At 46.6% G+C, this 16758-nt stretch carries 9 protein-coding genes and 1 pseudogene; 5 read left to right on the top strand and 5 right to left on the bottom strand.

Translation table 11 applies throughout. The annotated features are described in order from the left end of the window. Window positions 1-412: 412 nt before the first annotated feature. Together H6F44_RS02835 and H6F44_RS02830 are read left to right on the top strand one after the other, a co-directional pair. Window positions 413-2341, top strand: coding sequence for an AAA-like domain-containing protein (locus tag H6F44_RS02835; RefSeq protein ID WP_190349399.1), 1929 nt, complete (start codon window positions 413-415; stop codon window positions 2339-2341). A 32-nt stretch (window positions 2342-2373) separates the two neighbouring features. Continuing rightward, window positions 2374-5892 (top strand): WD40 domain-containing protein, encoded by a 3519-nt coding sequence (locus H6F44_RS02830; protein ID WP_190349398.1) that lies wholly within the window; start codon window positions 2374-2376, stop codon window positions 5890-5892. Window positions 5893-5904: 12 nt separating this feature from the next. Here the strand turns inward: H6F44_RS02830 and H6F44_RS02825 are convergent, their stop codons facing one another. Together H6F44_RS02825 and H6F44_RS02820 are read right to left on the bottom strand one after the other, a co-directional pair. Beyond that, window positions 5905-6702, bottom strand: a complete 798-nt coding sequence (locus H6F44_RS02825; RefSeq protein WP_190349397.1) for a TrmH family RNA methyltransferase — start codon at window positions 6700-6702, stop codon at window positions 5905-5907. 74 nt (window positions 6703-6776) lie between these two features. Continuing rightward, a complete protein-coding gene (locus H6F44_RS02820) occupies window positions 6777-7733 on the bottom strand; it encodes a branched-chain amino acid ABC transporter permease (RefSeq protein WP_190349396.1) in 957 nt (318 codons plus the stop codon). Window positions 7734-7832: 99 nt separating this feature from the next. On the opposite strand from H6F44_RS02820, the gene H6F44_RS02815 reads away from it, so the two are divergent. Next, entirely contained in the window at window positions 7833-8522 is a 690-nt protein-coding gene (locus tag H6F44_RS02815; RefSeq protein ID WP_190349395.1) for a C39 family peptidase, read from the top strand. Window positions 8523-8638: 116 nt separating this feature from the next. Here H6F44_RS02815 and H6F44_RS02810 read toward each other — a convergent pair whose 3' ends face one another. Then, entirely contained in the window at window positions 8639-10612 is a 1974-nt protein-coding gene (locus H6F44_RS02810) for a bifunctional aldolase/short-chain dehydrogenase (protein ID WP_190349394.1), read from the bottom strand. 189 nt (window positions 10613-10801) lie between these two features. Beyond that, complete coding sequence (locus tag H6F44_RS02805; protein WP_190349456.1) at window positions 10802-13018, bottom strand: phosphoketolase family protein; 2217 nt, start codon at window positions 13016-13018, stop codon at window positions 10802-10804. A 236-nt stretch (window positions 13019-13254) separates the two neighbouring features. On the opposite strand from H6F44_RS02805, the pseudogene H6F44_RS23890 reads away from it, so the two are divergent. Continuing rightward, window positions 13255-13311: pseudogene (locus H6F44_RS23890) on the top strand (hypothetical protein); the annotation flags it as partial. Continuing rightward, window positions 13304-13624: a hypothetical protein gene (locus H6F44_RS02795; RefSeq protein ID WP_242016411.1), complete on the top strand. Its 321-nt coding sequence runs from the start codon at window positions 13304-13306 to the stop codon at window positions 13622-13624. The pseudogene H6F44_RS23890 and the gene H6F44_RS02795, both read left to right, overlap by 8 nt. An 88-nt stretch (window positions 13625-13712) precedes the next feature. Here H6F44_RS02795 and topA read toward each other — a convergent pair whose 3' ends face one another. Then, on the bottom strand, window positions 13713-16499 hold the full coding sequence (gene topA / locus H6F44_RS02790) for a type I DNA topoisomerase (protein ID WP_190349393.1): 2787 nt from the start codon (window positions 16497-16499) through the stop codon (window positions 13713-13715). Window positions 16500-16758 lie beyond the last annotated feature (259 nt).

Below are 16758 nucleotides of genomic sequence, written 5' to 3'. Positions count from 1 at the left end.
ACATTTACCGTTACTACTATCTGACTGCATGGGCATCACCTCCTTCTGTCTAAATGTTTAATAATGTTTACTTAGGCTTTCAAGCTTTAAGATAACGTATAAGTTAAAGTTTTAATTTGCCTATAGATGAATATAATCGAGAAATCCAAAATTGACAATACCGATTATTAAAATTATAGAAATTTGGACTTTAGGATACTATCGATCAATTACACCAGTTTGCGCTGACTTAAAATGTAAGGAGTTTTTGGAAGGCTTGCTTTCAAAATTTTTCTACACTACTCAAAACATCAAGAAGCGGACTGAGAATTAATATTTTTTGCAGCTCTTTATAAATTCATTGTTAGTTCACAAAATTAACTCTGATCATTCTTAAGATCAATTTATGAAAGGATGACCACTATTTATATCCATGACCACCAAGCCGATTATCCTTGCAGGGCGCTATCAGATTCTTAAACCTCTTGTCAGTGGTGGTTTTGGGAGAACTTTTTTGTCAAAAGATTTACAGTTGCCCAACTCGCCTTACTGTGTGGTAAAGCAGTTGAACCCTAAATTGCAGAAAGAACAAGAACTGGCGATCGCCAAGCGGCTATTTGATCGAGAGGCGCAAACCTTGCATGAGCTTGGCAATCATCCACAAATTCCGCGCTTATTTGCCCATTTTGAGCAGGGGGGCAAGTTTTATTTGGTACAGGAATTTGTAGATGGAAATACGATTAAGGCTGAGTTTGCGAGCGGTCATAAATGGACGCAAGCGGAGTTAATTCTTTCATTGCGAAATATTCTGCAAGTTCTCGCCTTTGTGCATCAGTCAAATGTGATCCATCGGGATATCAAACCTGCTAACCTAATTCGCCGCCAGAGCGATCGCCAGATCTGCCTGATCGACTTTGGGGCGGTCAAGGCGATTAGCAACATTGCGATTGATGAGATGCAATCGGAGCGCGAAGCCAAAACGGTCGTAGTGGGTTCGCTACTTTATATGCCTAGTGAGCAGTTAGCAGGACAGCCCAAATTCTCTAGTGATATTTATGCTCTAGGAATTGTCTGCCTCCAAGGGCTAACGGGATTGACCCACGATCAACTACCCAAGGATAGCCAAAACAATGAATATCTATGTACCCTCGCGACGGCAAAGGTGGGCATACAGATTAATTTAAAATTGGCGGCAATCATCGACAAAATGGTGTGCTATGACTATCGCCAAAGGTTTAGAGATGCTGGGGAGACATTGCAGACCTTAAATGATTTTCTAAATTCCATTGCCACTAATACCAAAATCATCCCTACCCCTCCCAGCCCAGACCTTACCCAGACCTTTGAGTTGGAGGAGCCTGAGGGACAAATTGCGATCAGCTCAAAGTTTTATACGATGCGATCGCCCATTGAGCAAGACTGTTGTGAGACGATTTTGCGATCAGGAGCTTTAATCAGGATCAAAGCACCGCGCCAGATGGGCAAATCTTCATTATTGATGCGGACTCTTGCCTATGCTAAATACAAGGGTTGTCAAGTGGCACACCTTTATTTTCAGCAAGCAGATAGTGATGTTTTTGCAGATTTGGATCTGTTTTTGAAATGGTTTTGTGCGAGTGTGGCGGCGGAGTTAAATCTTGAAGAAAATATTGATACTTATTGGCAAGGTGTTTTAGGTAGCAAGAATAAATGTACTAAATATTTTCAACGCTATTTATTAGCCGCCTTTGATACGCCGATTGTGTTGGGTTTGGATGATCTAGACTTAATATTCCAATATCCTAAAATTGCCTCAGATTTTTTTGGATTGCTGCGAGCTTGGCATGAGAAGGCAAAGAATGAAGAAATATGGAAAAAGCTTAGGCTCGTAATTGTGCATTCTAAGGAGGTTTATATTCCTTTGAATATCAATCAATCTCCCTTTAATGTGGGTTTACCAATCGAGTTACCTGAGTTTAACTATGAGCAGGTGCGTGATTTGGTGAGCCGCCACCAATTGAATTGGCAGACATCTGATATCGATCAACTGATGCAGCTTACAGGGGGACAGCCCTATTTAGTGCGGCAGGCTCTTTATCAAATTGCAAGAGGGCGCTTAAATTGGGCGCAGTTAATACAATCTGCATCAACGGAAGAAGGGATTTATGGCGATCACCTACGTCGTCAATTGGGAAATCTTAAGGAGGATCAGGAGTTGTTAGAAGCATTTAGAGAATTATTAATCAGCGATCGCCCATTACAGTTAGATAGCCGTCTGGCTTTTAAGTTGCGGAGTATTGGCTTAGTTAAGTTTCTGGGCAACCAAGTTGTGCCGATGTGTGAGCTATATTATGAATACTTCCGTCAGAGTTTAAGGATTTAGCCGAGAGATTATCCGTTAAAACTGATAAAGACATGACTTTAGGAAACCAAATCCACAACTTATATCAAGTTGGTGGCAGCTTGACGCTAGACTCACAGACCTATGTGGAGCGGCAGGCTGACACGGATTTATATGAGAGCTTAAAGCAAGGGGAATTTTGCTATATCCTCAATTCTCGGCAAATGGGCAAGTCTAGCCTTAGGGTACGCACGATGAAGCGACTCGTTGAAGAAGGTTATACCTGTGCGGCTGTCGACATTACGGCGATCGGTACTTCTGATATTAGTCCCGATCAATGGTATGCAGGATTGATTGATAGCATTGTCAGCAGCCTTAATCTATATGATGTTTTTGATTTAGAAGCATGGTGGGAACAGCATCGATTAATTTCGCCTGTGCAGCGTTTTGGCAAATTCCTAGATGAAGGGCTGCTCAAACATATTTCCTCCCCCATTGTCTTGTTTATTGATGAAATTGATAGCATCCTCAGTTTAGGATTTCCTGTGGATGATTTTTTTGCCTTAATTCGCGAAGCCTTTAACCGTAGAGCTGATCGCATTTCCTATAGAAGACTAACCTTTGCCATTTTTGGTGTAGCTACCCCTGGGGATCTCATTCATGATCGTCAGCGTACTCCCTTTAATATTGGTCGAGCGATCGAGTTGCGTGGCTTTCAACTCAAAGAAGCTAAACCTTTGCTCAGAGGGATATTAACCAAGTCTAAAAACCCTGTAGCGGTACTAAAAGCAATTATTGCTTATACAGGGGGGCAACCTTTTTTAACTCAGAAACTTTGCAAAATGGTTCTCAATTCCTGCGAGCAGATTCCTCTCAACCATGAGTTGGTCTGGGTGAGTAATTTGGTGCGATCGCAGTTAGTGGAAAATTGGGAAGCGCGGGATCAACCAGAACATTTCAAAACAATTCGCGATCGCATTCTTTGGAGTAGTGAAAATCGGCAAGGAAAGTTGCTGGGGCTATATCAACAGATTTTACAATCAGAAATATATGCTCAAAGTCATGCTAATTATCGCAATCAAAACGCAGATCAAGATCCAGATGCGACTGTTCCTAAGCTAGAGGAGGGCATTATTGCCGATGATAGTCAAGAACAAACAGAACTACGTATGACGGGGCTAGTGGTTAAGCGCAATGGTCGCCTCAAGGTTTATAATCCAATTTACGCTGCCATTTTTAATCAGCAATGGGTAAATCAAGCGCTTGCTAATTTACGTCCCTATAGTGAAGCATTTAAAGCTTGGGTTGATTCTGGTTATCAAGATGAGTCAAGGCTTTTAAGGGGACGCGCCTTACAGGATGCGCTGCAATGGGCGGCGGATAAGAACTTAAGCAATCAAGACTATCAGTTCTTCTCGGCAAGCCAAGAATGTGAAAAGAAAGAAATAGAATTAGCATTAGTTGCCCAAGAGGAAGCTAACCAAGTTTTGTCGGCAGCTAAAAGCCGTCTGGAACAGACCCTAATGGCAGAACGAGATGCCAAAGTTCGCCTAGTGGAGATGCAGCAAAAACTCTATGCCAGTTTAATGGAAGCGGAGGTAGTCCTCAAAAGTGCCTCTGCAAAAGCAACTTTTATTTTAAATCAACATTTTGATTCTTTACTAGAGTCGATGGAAGCGGCGCAGCAGTTATTAGATCTAGAAAATAATATCGCCGAGCGCGTCAAATTGCGGATGCATGGGATTACGGCTCTGCATCAAGCGGTTTATAATGTTAACGAGTACAATCGCTTAGCGGCTCATTTAGATAGAGTCACCTGTATTGCGCTCCAGAATGGCGATCGCTTAATTGCAACAGGTAGCAGCGATCGCACCATCAAAATTTGGGATAGTAAAGGAAAGCTGCTTCAAGTTCTCGTGGGGCATACTAATTGGATTACCTGTTTGAGTTTTAATAGCAATGGACAGATTCTCGCTTCAGGTAGTCGAGATGGCACAATTCGGTTATGGAAGCTCAACCGATTGACCAAACAGTTTATCGATCAGCCAGCGCAGATTCTTAAGGATCATCAAGCGCCAGTACTTGCCTTGCAGTTTAGTCCTACCGATGCCATTTTTGCCTCCTGCGGTGAAGATGTCAAAATTCGACTATGGCGCGATGATGGCACTCTCTTTAATACCTTTGCAGGTGGACATCTTAAATGGATTACTTGCTTGCGCTTTAGTAGTGATGGTGAAAAAATCGTCACAGGTAGCGCTGATAGCTCAGTAATTATCTGGAATGTCAATGGCACACTGATTAAAAAATTTATCGCCGATGATAACTTTATCGAAGATTTGGATATCTCTCCTTCGGGAAAATTAATTGCCACCGCCAGTCGTGGGCGCAATATTAAGCTCTGGAATATACAGGGCAATTTAGTGGCGATGCTCGAAGGACATACGGATAGAATTTCAGTAGTAAGGTTTCATCCGAGTGGGCATTATTTAGCCTCGGCAAGTAGAGATCGCTCGATCAAGTTTTGGGATTTGCAGGGAAATGTAATCCATACCTGTCGCGGACATAAAGGCGCAATCCATAGCCTTTGTTTTGGTGGTAACGGCAAAATGTTCATCACAGGTAGTCAAGATACGACTGTTAAGTTTTGGCGTACTATGGGATATCAGCCATTACGATTGACAGAACATACTGATGAAGTGAATAGCATCGCTTTTAGTAAGAATGGGTGTTTTGTCGTAACTGCTAGTGCGGATCTTGCGGTCAAGATTTGGACTATGGAGGGTAAACTAGTCCGCGTTTTGAATGGACATAAGGATTCGGTAAATAGCGTCTGTTTTAGCCCCGATGACAGCAATATTCTATCGGTGGGCAGCGATCGCGCAATCAAAATTTGGAGTTTTAAAGGAAGCTTAATTAAATCTATTTATAACGAACATGAATCTGCGATCAATAGCATTGCCTATCGTGGTGATGGCGAAATCTTTGCCACTGCCAGTAGCGATTGTTTGGTGAAATTATGGAATAAAGATGGGGAATGGGTACATACTTTAACGGGTCATGCCAATATGATTCACCAAGTTTGCTTTAGCCCCGATGGCAATATGTTGGCAACCGCCAGTCAAGATAAAACTGTCAAAATATGGCATTGGGATGGCACTTTAATCGGTACATTGGTTGGGCATACGGGTGAGGTTTATGGGGTGAGTTTTAGTCCAGACAATCAGACGATCGCCAGTGCTAGCAAAGATGGCAGCATAAAGCTATGGAATCTAGAGCGCAAGCTCTTAAAGTCCTTGAATGAGCATACTGCCGAAGTTCGGTCGGTTTGCTTTAGTCCTGATGGCAATGCGATCGCCTCTGGAGGCAGCGATGGTCAGATCAAAATATGGAGCCTCGATGGTAAGGAACTAATGACCTTGGAAGGACATAGAGCTGCCGTGAATATGGTGATGTTCAGCCCCAGTAGTGAAATTCTCGGCTCTGTAGATGCCAATAGTGATGTGATCCTTTGGAATTTAAGATTGCAGAATCTCTTGGAAATGGCAAATACATGGATCGCTGACTATCGGGAAAATCAGCAAGTAAAAGCTTGAGATTGCAAACTTTTATTTGCGCCTTTGCCTCAATGCCTCATAGAGCAACAGCGAAGCACAAATTGCCACATTCAAAGATTCCACGCGATCGCTTTGGGGGATGGATACTGACTCATCGGCGAGCGCGATTAACTTATCGGATAAGCCATTGCCCTCATTACCTAACAAAATTACAGTCGGCTGTCTAAAGTCATAATCCCAATAACTTTGCGGCGCGTTGGCAACTGTGGCGATCGCCTTGATGCCTTGAGCTTGCAATTTCTGCACCTCTGCCGCGATATCGCTCGAAGTTTGCATGGCACAGCGAAACCACTGCCCCGCCGTTGCTCGAATAATTTTGGGATTAGTCAGATCAACGCTATCACTACTAATGAGCAGACCGTCAATCTCGGCGGCAACCGATGTCCTAATGATCGCGCCAAGGTTGGCGGGATCTTGCAGGGTTTCCAGTACTAAGCCGAGGGTTTTGATAGGGTTAGCCCCTGTATTGTTGGCAGATGGCAATATTGCCGCCGCGATCGCCCCATCAGGATTTTTGGTAGTGGCGATCGCCTGTAATACTTCTTCAGAAACCACCTCTAAGCGCTCAATTATTGCCGTAGCATCTACCATTCGGGCATATAGGTCAGGATGATTAGCCATCCATTTCTCGGTGCAGCAGGCGATCGATAGTGGATAGTCGGAGGCGATCGCTTCCGTCAGTGCATGGGTTCCCTCTACTAAAAATAAGCCTTGCTCCCTGCGCTCCTTGGCACTATCACCTAAGGCGCGTAATTGTTTGACTAAAGGGTTTTTGGTACTGGTGAGCAATTGCTAACTCCTATGGGATATTGATCGGCAATGACTAAATAGATGGCTTCGCCACCCATTTAGTCATTGCTTAGTTATACTTTCTGAACAAAGGCTTTACCCAAAATTCCTTGAGGGCGAAATAGCAGCACCACAAACAGTAAAGCAAAGGCAACTGCCTCCTTGTAAGCCGACTGTTCAGCAGGGACAAAGGACTCGGCTAAGCCAAGGACTAATCCGCCAACTACGGCTCCAGGGATATTGCCCAGTCCACCCAAGACAATTACCGCTAGTCCTTTTAATCCAAAGCTGATGCCAAAATAGGGACCCGCAATACTGACGCTAGAGCCAACTAATGTCCCAGCAATACCTGCGAGAAATCCTGACACAAAGAAGGTAAGTAAAATGAATAGGTCAGTATTAATGCCAAGTAGGCTGGCGGTAGTAGCATCTTCGGCAACTGCTTTCATGGCTTTGCCAAGTTTAGTGAAATTAATGCCATAGGTTAAAATCGCGAGGATAATCGCAGATACGCCAAAAATGACGATCTGCACAGTACGGATGGCGATCGGTTTGTCAATAGTTCCAAAATTAATTGCGGCGGGAAGGCTGCCGTAGATATTGGCGGGGAAGTTGTAGCTTTCTGCCCCAACGAGGTATTGGATCGTATTCACGATCGCCACCGCAATGCCAAGGCTAGAGACGAGGGTGAGCAGAGGGTCGGCATGGCGATCGCGCAGGGGGCGAAAGGCAATGCGTTCGATCGCCACGCTGACTAAGCCTGTAAGAATGCTGCTTAAGAATATGGCAACCCCAAAGGGCAGATGTATTACTTTAGGCAGTGCGAGATTCGCTAGAATACCATTGAACCCAAATGCACCACCGCATAATACATAGGTAAAATAGGCTCCTAGGGTAAATACGGCTCCGTGAGCAAAGTTAATGATGCCTAAAATCGAAAATACGAGGGTATAACCAAGGGCAAAGATGGCATAGACACTGCCAATGGATAATCCATTTAAGACTTGTTGTAAAACTATGGAAAAGTCCATGAGAAAGTTTAATGAAGCGGGTTTAAGAATGTGTTAATCAAAAATTCTACATTTAAAAATTTTACACTCAAAAATTTTACACCTAAAAATCTTGCAACTATGGTCGCATCGGTCGCGCTTGCAGTGACATTGTTGCCTGAAAATGCGGCGATCGCTAGGTTAGGTAAGCCCCATCGCCTTTTGGTGGCAAGTAGCCCAACCAACCAAGCACCAATCTTACTGCCCGATACAGGCGCTCAAGACGATGGTTGGAGTTGTGGTCCTAACTCGGCGGCAAGGGTATTGCGCTATTACGGTCATCAGGTTGATTACAATACGGTGCGTGATGCCACGGAGCAGAAATTATTTCTGCCCCAAAGGATGCGAAACCCTTTTACCAATCAATGGGTTGAAGTACGGACAGGTACGCCGCCACAAACTTTACAAAGGGTGATGCAGCGTTGGGAGGGCAAATATGTAAAGCGATCGCCCCACACTAGTTTTGAGCAGTTAATTAAAATTGTGCAGTCTGGTAAACCTGCGATCGCGCTGGTGCGTGTGGGTGGGCTTAAGGTTAGTTATGTTGGGACGATTCCCTATTTGCATTGGATAACGGTAACAGGGGTGGATCGATCTCGTCAGGTAATCTATTACACTGATACCAATAGCCAAAGTTATTCATTGTCCTATCAAGCTTTTCAGGATCGTTGGAATTTGGGGCTAGATCGGGATGTGAGTATGGCGATCGCGAATGTTCTTAAAAACAATGGGGTTGTACCACGCACCCTTGTTTGGGTTGATCGCAATTAATCAAATTATTAGACCTATCGCGGGTTTCACCTTGATACGGACAAATAGAAAGAGTAAAATCTGCTCTGTGCTTTGCTTTTGATTCCCAACAGGTCTATTGTATCAAGGCCGCCCCCCTAAATCACGCGATCGTTGCCACCATCAACGGGAACCTGCGCCGCCGTCGTACAGGCAAAGAGGGAGCCACACATTTCTGCTGCAAGTTCAGCAACATGGTGGCTCGTTACTTCCACCTTGAGCAAATTATTGGTTTTATATTCCTCAACCGACAGCCCGTAATGCTTGGCACGGGAATTTAAAACTTCCTCAGTCCAAATGCCTGTATCAAAGACAGCATTGGGATGTAAGGTGTTAACCCGAATGCGATCGCCACTCCATTCGAGAGCCGCCACCCGCATCAACTGGGTTAATGCTGCCTTGGATGCAGAATATGCCGCCGCCGCAGGACCTGGAGCAGGCACATTTTTAGAACCGATCGCCACCACCCGACCGCCCTTAGGTGCAAGTTTCAGCAATGGGTAACATTCTCGCATTAGCACCAAGTTCGCTTCTAGATTAATCTGCATCACTTTTTGCCATGTGGCAGTATCGAGATTTTCAATGCGGCAACCTGAAGGGAAAATCCCTGCATTGAGAATCAATATATCTAAGCCGCCAAAGGCTGTCACCGCTTGATCGAGGGCATGGGCGATCGCCGCCTCATCACTGACATCGCAAGTCACACCGACAAAATCAGAACGATTATACAAGCTCTCAATTTCGGGATTGATGTCTAATCCCACGACTGCCGCGCCACGTTTCAACAATGAATCTACGCAAGCTTTGCCAATGCCCGAAGCGGCTCCTGTCACTAGGGCAATCTCCCCCGTAAAAGCGGGAATAGAACCACCCTTTTTCAATTTTGCCTGTTCCAATTCCCAATATTCCACCGCGAAAATGTCACTAGCAGATAAGGCTTGATAGCCGCCGAGCAGTTGTGATCGCTGGATAATTTCCATCGTATGCTCATAAATATCGGCAACAATCTGGGCATCCTGCGCTGATTTGCCAATGCTGACAAGTCCTAATTGGCGATCGAGAATCACACGGGGCGCAGGATCGAGCATGGTCACAGGTTGCGCGGACTGAGGCGATTCGGCGGCAAAATAATCGCAGTAAGCTTTGGCATATGCCTTGACATCGCGTCCAACCAATGGCAAGCGCTTAGTGCGGATTACATGGTCGGGTGTGGCACAGCCCTGTTGAGAAATGATATTTACATCTTCTCTTTGGGCAAATGCCAAACTTTGAGCGTTAGCATGGGAACTGAGGATGACAGGGGATTTGGCAATCTGGGCAACTTCTGTACGCAGTTTAGCAATCTCTAATCGTGATTCCCTTTCTCGCATCAGCGAATTTGGTGGCAAAACTTCCCAAGCATCATGCTTTTGTAAATAGACTTCAGCGCGATCGACGAGTTCAATCATCAGTTCATAGGATTCTTGAGCGGTCCCGCCAAAGGAGAAAATACCGTGATTCATTAGCACCATGCCAATGGTGCGATCGCTTTTCTCTTGCAAAAACTTTTCTGCACAGACCCGCGCCAAATCAAAACCTGGCATCACATAGGGAATGATCACCACATCTTCGCCATAGATTTCTTGAATCCGTTCCCAACCATTGGCTGTATTCGTTACCGAAATTACGGCATCAGCATGGGTATGATCGACAAATTTATAGGGCAGGATTGCATGGAGAATCGTCTCCACTGATGGCGCAGGTGCATTTGCCTTTGTCATATGGGTTTTCAGTTCATTCACCATTTGCGAATCCGATAGAACTGAAAGGTTTGCTAATTTCAATAAATGCGCCATTCTTACAGGTGCAAACCCCGCTTCAGCGATCGTCTCTAAGTCCCAACCACTGCCCTTGACATAGAGGATATCTTCTGATTTCCCAAGTAAGTTGTTTTCAATAATCTTGACCGAAGTATTGCCGCCTCCATGCAAAACTAATGAGCGATCGCGTCCCAATAGTCTTGATGTATATACTCTTAAGCCTAAGTCAGTTGTATATGCCGATGCTTCGCCATCGTTCCACAAACTTTTCATTCTTAAAATTCCTAAATCGCTGATTTCTTCATTTGTCTCAACATCAAAGATGAAAAGCCGCGCTTTGCAAGGCTCTTGATCTTTGATGTTAGGACTTGATTAAGAGGACTGGCGACCCATATTCTGTGGGCGGGGCAATTTATAAATTGCCTCTATATTTTGACTATTTTGCGTCAGTCCTAAAGGTTCTTAATTTACTAACTGTATGGCGCGATTAGCGATCGCTGTTGCATCCATGCCATTGAAAGCAAATAGCTGACCTGCGGAAGCCGTGGTTTCACCGCGCTTCCAAGCGAAGACATCGCGGCGGCAACTGCTCCGCAGCATCACAGGTTCCAGCATCGCGGCGGCTCCACCAACTACACCCACCAAAGCGTCACCCGCAAATAGTGCCTCAAAATCAGCATCACTCAAGAATTGACCATCAGGCTCTGAGCAGGTTTCCCAAGCGACATCGCTGGGGCGATAGAGGCGGCGGGGGCTAACGATGGAGACAACTTTTGAGCCGATACCCTGTTCGGCTAATTTCTGGGCGGCTTCATAAACAGGAATTAGCATCATGTCGCCGATGACGGCGAATACGACCTTTTTATCTCCTGCGATTTCCTGCAAAGCGATCGCGCCATTGTCAAGCGCTTGTTGGGTTTGAGCAAGGGTAGTACGGATTGGTAAAGGTGACTTGCTCGCCGTAATTACCACGCCTTTATTAACCGCCTTCAGCGCCCAGTCATAGCAAACTTGAATGCCATTGGCATCGGTGGGGAATAATGGGAAAACATTACCGTTTCGCATCATCGAAGCAAAATAACCTTCGATTTCGGGGCGTTGGTGTGTCCAACCATTGCGACCCTGCTCTAGAGCGCCTGCGGTGAATAGGCATACGGTGGCAGGGGTAGGACGGCGTAACTCTGCCATCGCTTGGGTGACGGTTTGCCAAATGGGCAGTCCATTAATGGCAAAAGATTCGTAGGAACACCAGAGGGTGCGGCTACCCATCAGCGCCAAACCAACCGCCAAACCTGCACAGGCATCTTCGCTCAATGGCTCATAGACCTGTCCTCCAGGCGCTTGGTTATAAAGATCGTCGGTGGTGGGGTGATTGATTTTCAGGGCTTGGTTGATATTGGCAATGCCTGAAGCTTCGTTACCATCGGCATTGGTGACGATATAACGCTTGTCGGTCTGTCCCACATAACCCACGAGGCGACCCATGGCAGTAGTTGCCACCTTTGCCTCAGCGATCGCATATTCTTCGAGGGGCAAGATTCCCAAGTCCGTTAATGGTAATACGGATTCTGTTACTGCCGTCTTAGAAGAAGAACCACCGCCAGCCCATTGCAGGTTAGCCCGCACAGTTTCCCAAGCTTCAGGATTGAGGGCGCGGGATTTTAAGCCTGCTACGACATCAGGATTATCAAGGGTGTGGTGAGCATAGAGGTTATGGGATTTTGCACCACGGGCATGAACCCCTGCGCCCTTAAGTTGCTTGATAATAAATACGGTCAATTTGCCGCTAAAGGCAAGCTTAGCAGCTTTATCGGCTCCTGTTAAAACTGCCTGAGTAAAGGCAAGACGTTGTTCTAAGGAAAAAGCCGTGCTGTCGACATATGCCCCCGCTTGATCGCGATCGTCAAATTCCTTCGCATCCACCAAAATCACTTCGACAAATCCATTCCCCTGCCAAAAGGCAATCATTTCGGCATTGGTCTTGGTGGAAACCATGCTGTGATGTTCTTGGCTATAGCCATTCCATACCAAAATCGGCACAAAATTGGTCACTTCAGGATAGGCGGTATGGAAGTGGGCAATGGAACTAATGGGGTAGGGTTCGCCTAAGCCGCCATCGCCGATGGTGACAGGAAATAATTTATCGCGGTGCAGTAATGCCGCCGCCATGGCAAAATGCTGTCCCTGTCCGAGGGGACCTGCGGGGGCGAGAATGCCGGGAATATAGCCAGACAAGTGTCCTAAAAGTCCGTGGGTTTCGCGGTAGCGATCGCGCATTTGGGTGACGGTGTTGATGCCCATGTCCTCAAGAGAACGATCAAGAAACATGGCGCTGTAGTAACCAGGGGCATGGTGTCCGACCTCGGTGGGCATATTCTTGTGACCGAGCATATAGAAAGCGGCAACGGCTTCGGCACTACTAGCAAAGCCCCCTGGATGTCCCGACGCTTTGCTGGCAGTGACTTGCAAGGTGAGGTAACGCAGGGCATCGGCAGCAAGGAGGGTTTGGAACACGGCAGCGCGATCGCTAGGGTCAGTCACCCCCGCTTTGTCTGGGCTAAGCACTGGCGATCGCCCCAATTCATCGAACCCCGCCAACGGTTCACCAAAATATTGAATCCCTTCGCGAAAGTCATCGATAAAGGTGGCATTGCTTGTAGTCTCAGTGGTGGCGACCATAGGATTTTTTGACAAATTATTAAGAAATATTGAATTTTTACTAGAATTAATTTTAGTATGAATCGTGACACCGCTATCTTAGGGGTGCAGAAAACTTCTAGCGACTCAAATAAGGCAAAGAAATTGCTATGACCATTGCCCACGATCGCGACTTTTACGCATGGATGCAAAATCAAGGATAAAATCTATCGGATTGCCGTAATTACGCTGAGCGCAAAACAGGCCTAAATCTATTTCCAGATACCTGTCCCTATGAAATCCAGCAAATCCTCGCGGATAATTTTTATGCCTAACACCCCTAATTCCGAATTACCGCCTGAATCGATTAACTCTGCACCTGAAGAAGAGCAAGTCGAAGAAATCATAATTGATCGCCACCAATTAGATCAGATGATTACTGATTTGAGCAATGCCATTGCCGATGGTATTGCCACAGGTGTTAAACGGGGCTTATGGCATCGACCCGCCAGCGATCGGCATTTACTATTGGTTGCTGCAAATATGGTGCAGAAATCACAAAAGTTTCCCAACTATAAATTAATCTTTTATCATGAAGGCATAGGCAAAGATACCAACACCTGCGCCGTCACCTTCATCAAAATTTAGTCGCCTTAATTCAAAAGCCCTGCTTAACAAGGCTTTTAAAATTTTTCCTGCGGTTCGCTTGATCGATAATTGCTTTAGCTACAGCAACCTACTTAGTTGACTTAGCAGCAGTCGACTTAGCTGTAGATTTAGTGGCTGTAGATTTTGCTGCGGTCTTCGTAGTTGCCTTAGCCGATTTCGCGGTGGTAGTTTTCGTAGTCGCGGCTTTAGCCGTTTTCGTAGTCGCCGTTTTCGTAGTCGCCGTTTTCGTAGTCGCCGTTTTCGTAGCCGCAGCTTTTGGAGCCTTCTTAGCCGTACCAGCCTTAGCCCCCTTACCAGCCCCCTTAGTCGTCTTCGCCTTAGCCGCCAACATCGCCACCGCTTCCTCAACGGTCAAACCTTCCACTGTCTGTTCCTTAGTGAGCGATACATTCACCTTGCCATGTTTGACATAAGCGCCATACTTGCCGTCAAGGATCTCGATCGCCTCCTGATCATCGGGATGCTTGCCCAAGGACTTCAGCACCTTAGCCGCCGCCGCCCCGCGCAACACTTTGGGCTGTGCCAATAACTCTAGGGCGCGTTCAAGGGTAATTGTGTAGGGATCGTCAGTTGATTTGAGTGATCGGTTGTCATCCTTATCACCATTACCCTTGACATGGCAAACATAGGGGCCAAATCTGCCCGTATTTACAAATACCCGATGACCCGTGTCGGGATGTTCGCCCAAGGTGCGCGGCAATGCCAATAACTTGACCGCAATATCAAGGGTGACTTGCTCAGGCTGCATTCCCTTGGGCAGTGAGGCGCGTTTGGGCTTAGGCACTGCTTCCGTAATCTGTCCTAACTGCACATAGGGACCATACTGCCCCACCATCATAAAGATCGGTTCATTTGCCTCTGGGTGAATGCCCACTTGATCGGGACCTTCTAGTTTTTGCTTTAGTAACTGTTCGATCTTTTCGGGATCTAGGTCGGCGGGGGTGAGATTGGTGGGGATCGAAGAATTGACGGTGCGATCGCCCTCTCCCACTTGGATATATGCCCCAAATTTACCAATTTTTACTTTGACATCATCGAGACCTTCTAGATGCACCGTTCGCGCCGCTTCGCCATCAATAAGGCTATCGCGAGACTTGACCTGCTCACTCAAGCCCTGCTCCCCTGAATAGAATTTTTTGAGATAGGGCAACCATTCCACGCTCCCCGTGGAGATATCATCAAGGGTCTGCTCCATTTTTGAGGTGAAACTAGGATCGACCAAGTTCGGAAAATGTTCTTCTAATAAACTCGTGACCGCAAAGGCGGTAAAGGTGGGAATGAGAGCATTATTAATCAACTGCACATAGCCGCGATCGCAGATCGTACCGATAATGCTGGCATAGGTACTAGGGCGACCGATGCCCTCACTCTCTAGCATTTTTACCAGCGCCGCTTCGGTATATCGAGCAGGGGGCTGAGTTTCGTGACCGACCGTGTTTAATTCACGGCAAGCAGGTTGATCGCCCAATTTGAGAATCGGTAAGGTAATTTCCTTTTCCTCCAATGCGGCATCAGGATCATCGGAACCTTCGACATAGGCTCTAAAAAAGCCCGCAAAATCGATGCGCTTACCCGCAGCTCTAAAAATCGCATCTTCCACCGTTAGCTGTACGCTGAGCATGGTCAATTGAGCATCCGCCATCTGGGAAGCCACGGTGCGCTTCCAGATCAAGTCATAGAGCGCCAACTCTCGCCCCGATAGTCCTGTGGCTTGGGGGGTGCGGAAGGTTTCACCCGCAGGGCGGATCGCTTCGTGGGCTTCCTGTGCGCCTTTAGATTTGGTCACATATTGGCGCGGCTCCTTACTCAAAAAGTTGCTGCCATACATGGTGGAAACGCATTGCCTGGCGGCGGTGATCGCCTGTTGCGATAGATGTACTGAGTCCGTCCGCATATAGGTGATAAAGCCCTGCTCATATAAAGCCTGTGCCACCCGCATCGCATCCCGCGCCGACATCCGCAATTTGCGGTTTGCCTCCTGCTGCATTGTGGAGGTGGTGAAGGGGGGCGAAGGCTTGCGGGTATTGGGACGCTCATCGAGGTTGGTCACAGTCCAGACCTTGCCATTGAGCTTGTTTTTTAAGGCGATCGCCGCCGCTTCGTCCAACAGCAACACCTTACGCCCCTTGGCAATTTTTCCCGTTGCCTCATCAAAGTCCTTGCCCGTCGCCACATTTACGCCACCGACCGAAACTAGCTGCACAGGAAATTCCTGTTTAGGTACATAGAGATTTGCCTTTAAATCCCAATAGCTTCCTGACTTAAAAGCACGGCGCTCCCGCTCCCGATTGACGATTAGACGCACCGCCACCGACTGCACCCGCCCCGCCGACAGCCCCCAAGCAATTTTTTTCCATAGCAAGGGTGACAGGGTATAACCCACGAGGCGATCTAAAATGCGGCGAGTTTCTTGGGCATGGACAAGGCGATCGTCGATCTGACGACAATTTTTTAACGCCCCCTTAATTGCCTCTGAGGTGATTTCATGGAAAACCATACGCTTAATCGGCACTTTCGGCTGCAAAATTTGCAACAAATGCCAAGAAATACTCTCCCCTTCGCGGTCTTCGTCAGTGGCAAGGATGACTTCCTTAGCTCCTTTTAGCGCCGCCTTAAGCTCACGCACAATCTTTTTTTTGTCGTCAGGCACGATGTACAGTGGCTCGAAGTCTGCATCAACATTCACGCCCAACTTAGCCCATTCAAAGTTTTTCAACTCCGCAGGAATGTCACTAGCCGATTGTGGCAAGTCGCGCACATGACCCATTGATGCCTCAACTCGATATTCTGAGGGCAAAAAGTTACGAATGGTACGCGCCTTAGTTGGCGATTCGACAATGACAAGGGTGGACATATTAGCCTGCAAGGTTCGCGATGATCAAAATAATGAGATTTGCTACCAAATCACGAAAGTGTTACAACAATTTTGTGATTTGAAAACCAAACCCAGTATGGGTTTTCCAATAAGGCAAGGGCTACGCCGCTTGCTTATTTGGGATGAGTCCTATGGCTCAAACGTAACAAGGTCGCCTGAGTCATCTCTGTATATCCTATATACAATGCTTCTGGCAAAATTGGCTACAGATTGACTCTAGACATGGGAAAATCTCTAT

Origin of the sequence: Pseudanabaena cinerea FACHB-1277 (genome assembly GCF_014696345.1) — a bacterium.
GTDB classification, from domain to species: Bacteria; Cyanobacteriota; Cyanobacteriia; order Pseudanabaenales; family Pseudanabaenaceae; genus Pseudanabaena; species Pseudanabaena cinerea.
Note: the sequence above shows the minus strand (reverse complement) of the source record. Positions and strands in the feature narration are given on the sequence as shown.

Coding starts and splice junctions, on each gene's coding strand:
- H6F44_RS02835 (WP_190349399.1), top strand. CDS start 413: ATGACCACCAAGCCGATTATCCTTGCAGGGCGCTATCAGATTCTTAAA.
- H6F44_RS02830 (WP_190349398.1), top strand. CDS start 2,374: ATGACTTTAGGAAACCAAATCCACAACTTATATCAAGTTGGTGGCAGC.
- H6F44_RS02820 (WP_190349396.1), bottom strand. CDS start 7,733: ATGGACTTTTCCATAGTTTTACAACAAGTCTTAAATGGATTATCCATT.
- H6F44_RS02815 (WP_190349395.1), top strand. CDS start 7,833: ATGGTCGCATCGGTCGCGCTTGCAGTGACATTGTTGCCTGAAAATGCG.
- H6F44_RS02810 (WP_190349394.1), bottom strand. CDS start 10,612: ATGAAAAGTTTGTGGAACGATGGCGAAGCATCGGCATATACAACTGAC.
- H6F44_RS02805 (WP_190349456.1), bottom strand. CDS start 13,018: ATGGTCGCCACCACTGAGACTACAAGCAATGCCACCTTTATCGATGAC.
- H6F44_RS02795 (WP_242016411.1), top strand. CDS start 13,304: ATGCCTAACACCCCTAATTCCGAATTACCGCCTGAATCGATTAACTCT.
- topA (WP_190349393.1), bottom strand. CDS start 16,499: ATGTCCACCCTTGTCATTGTCGAATCGCCAACTAAGGCGCGTACCATT.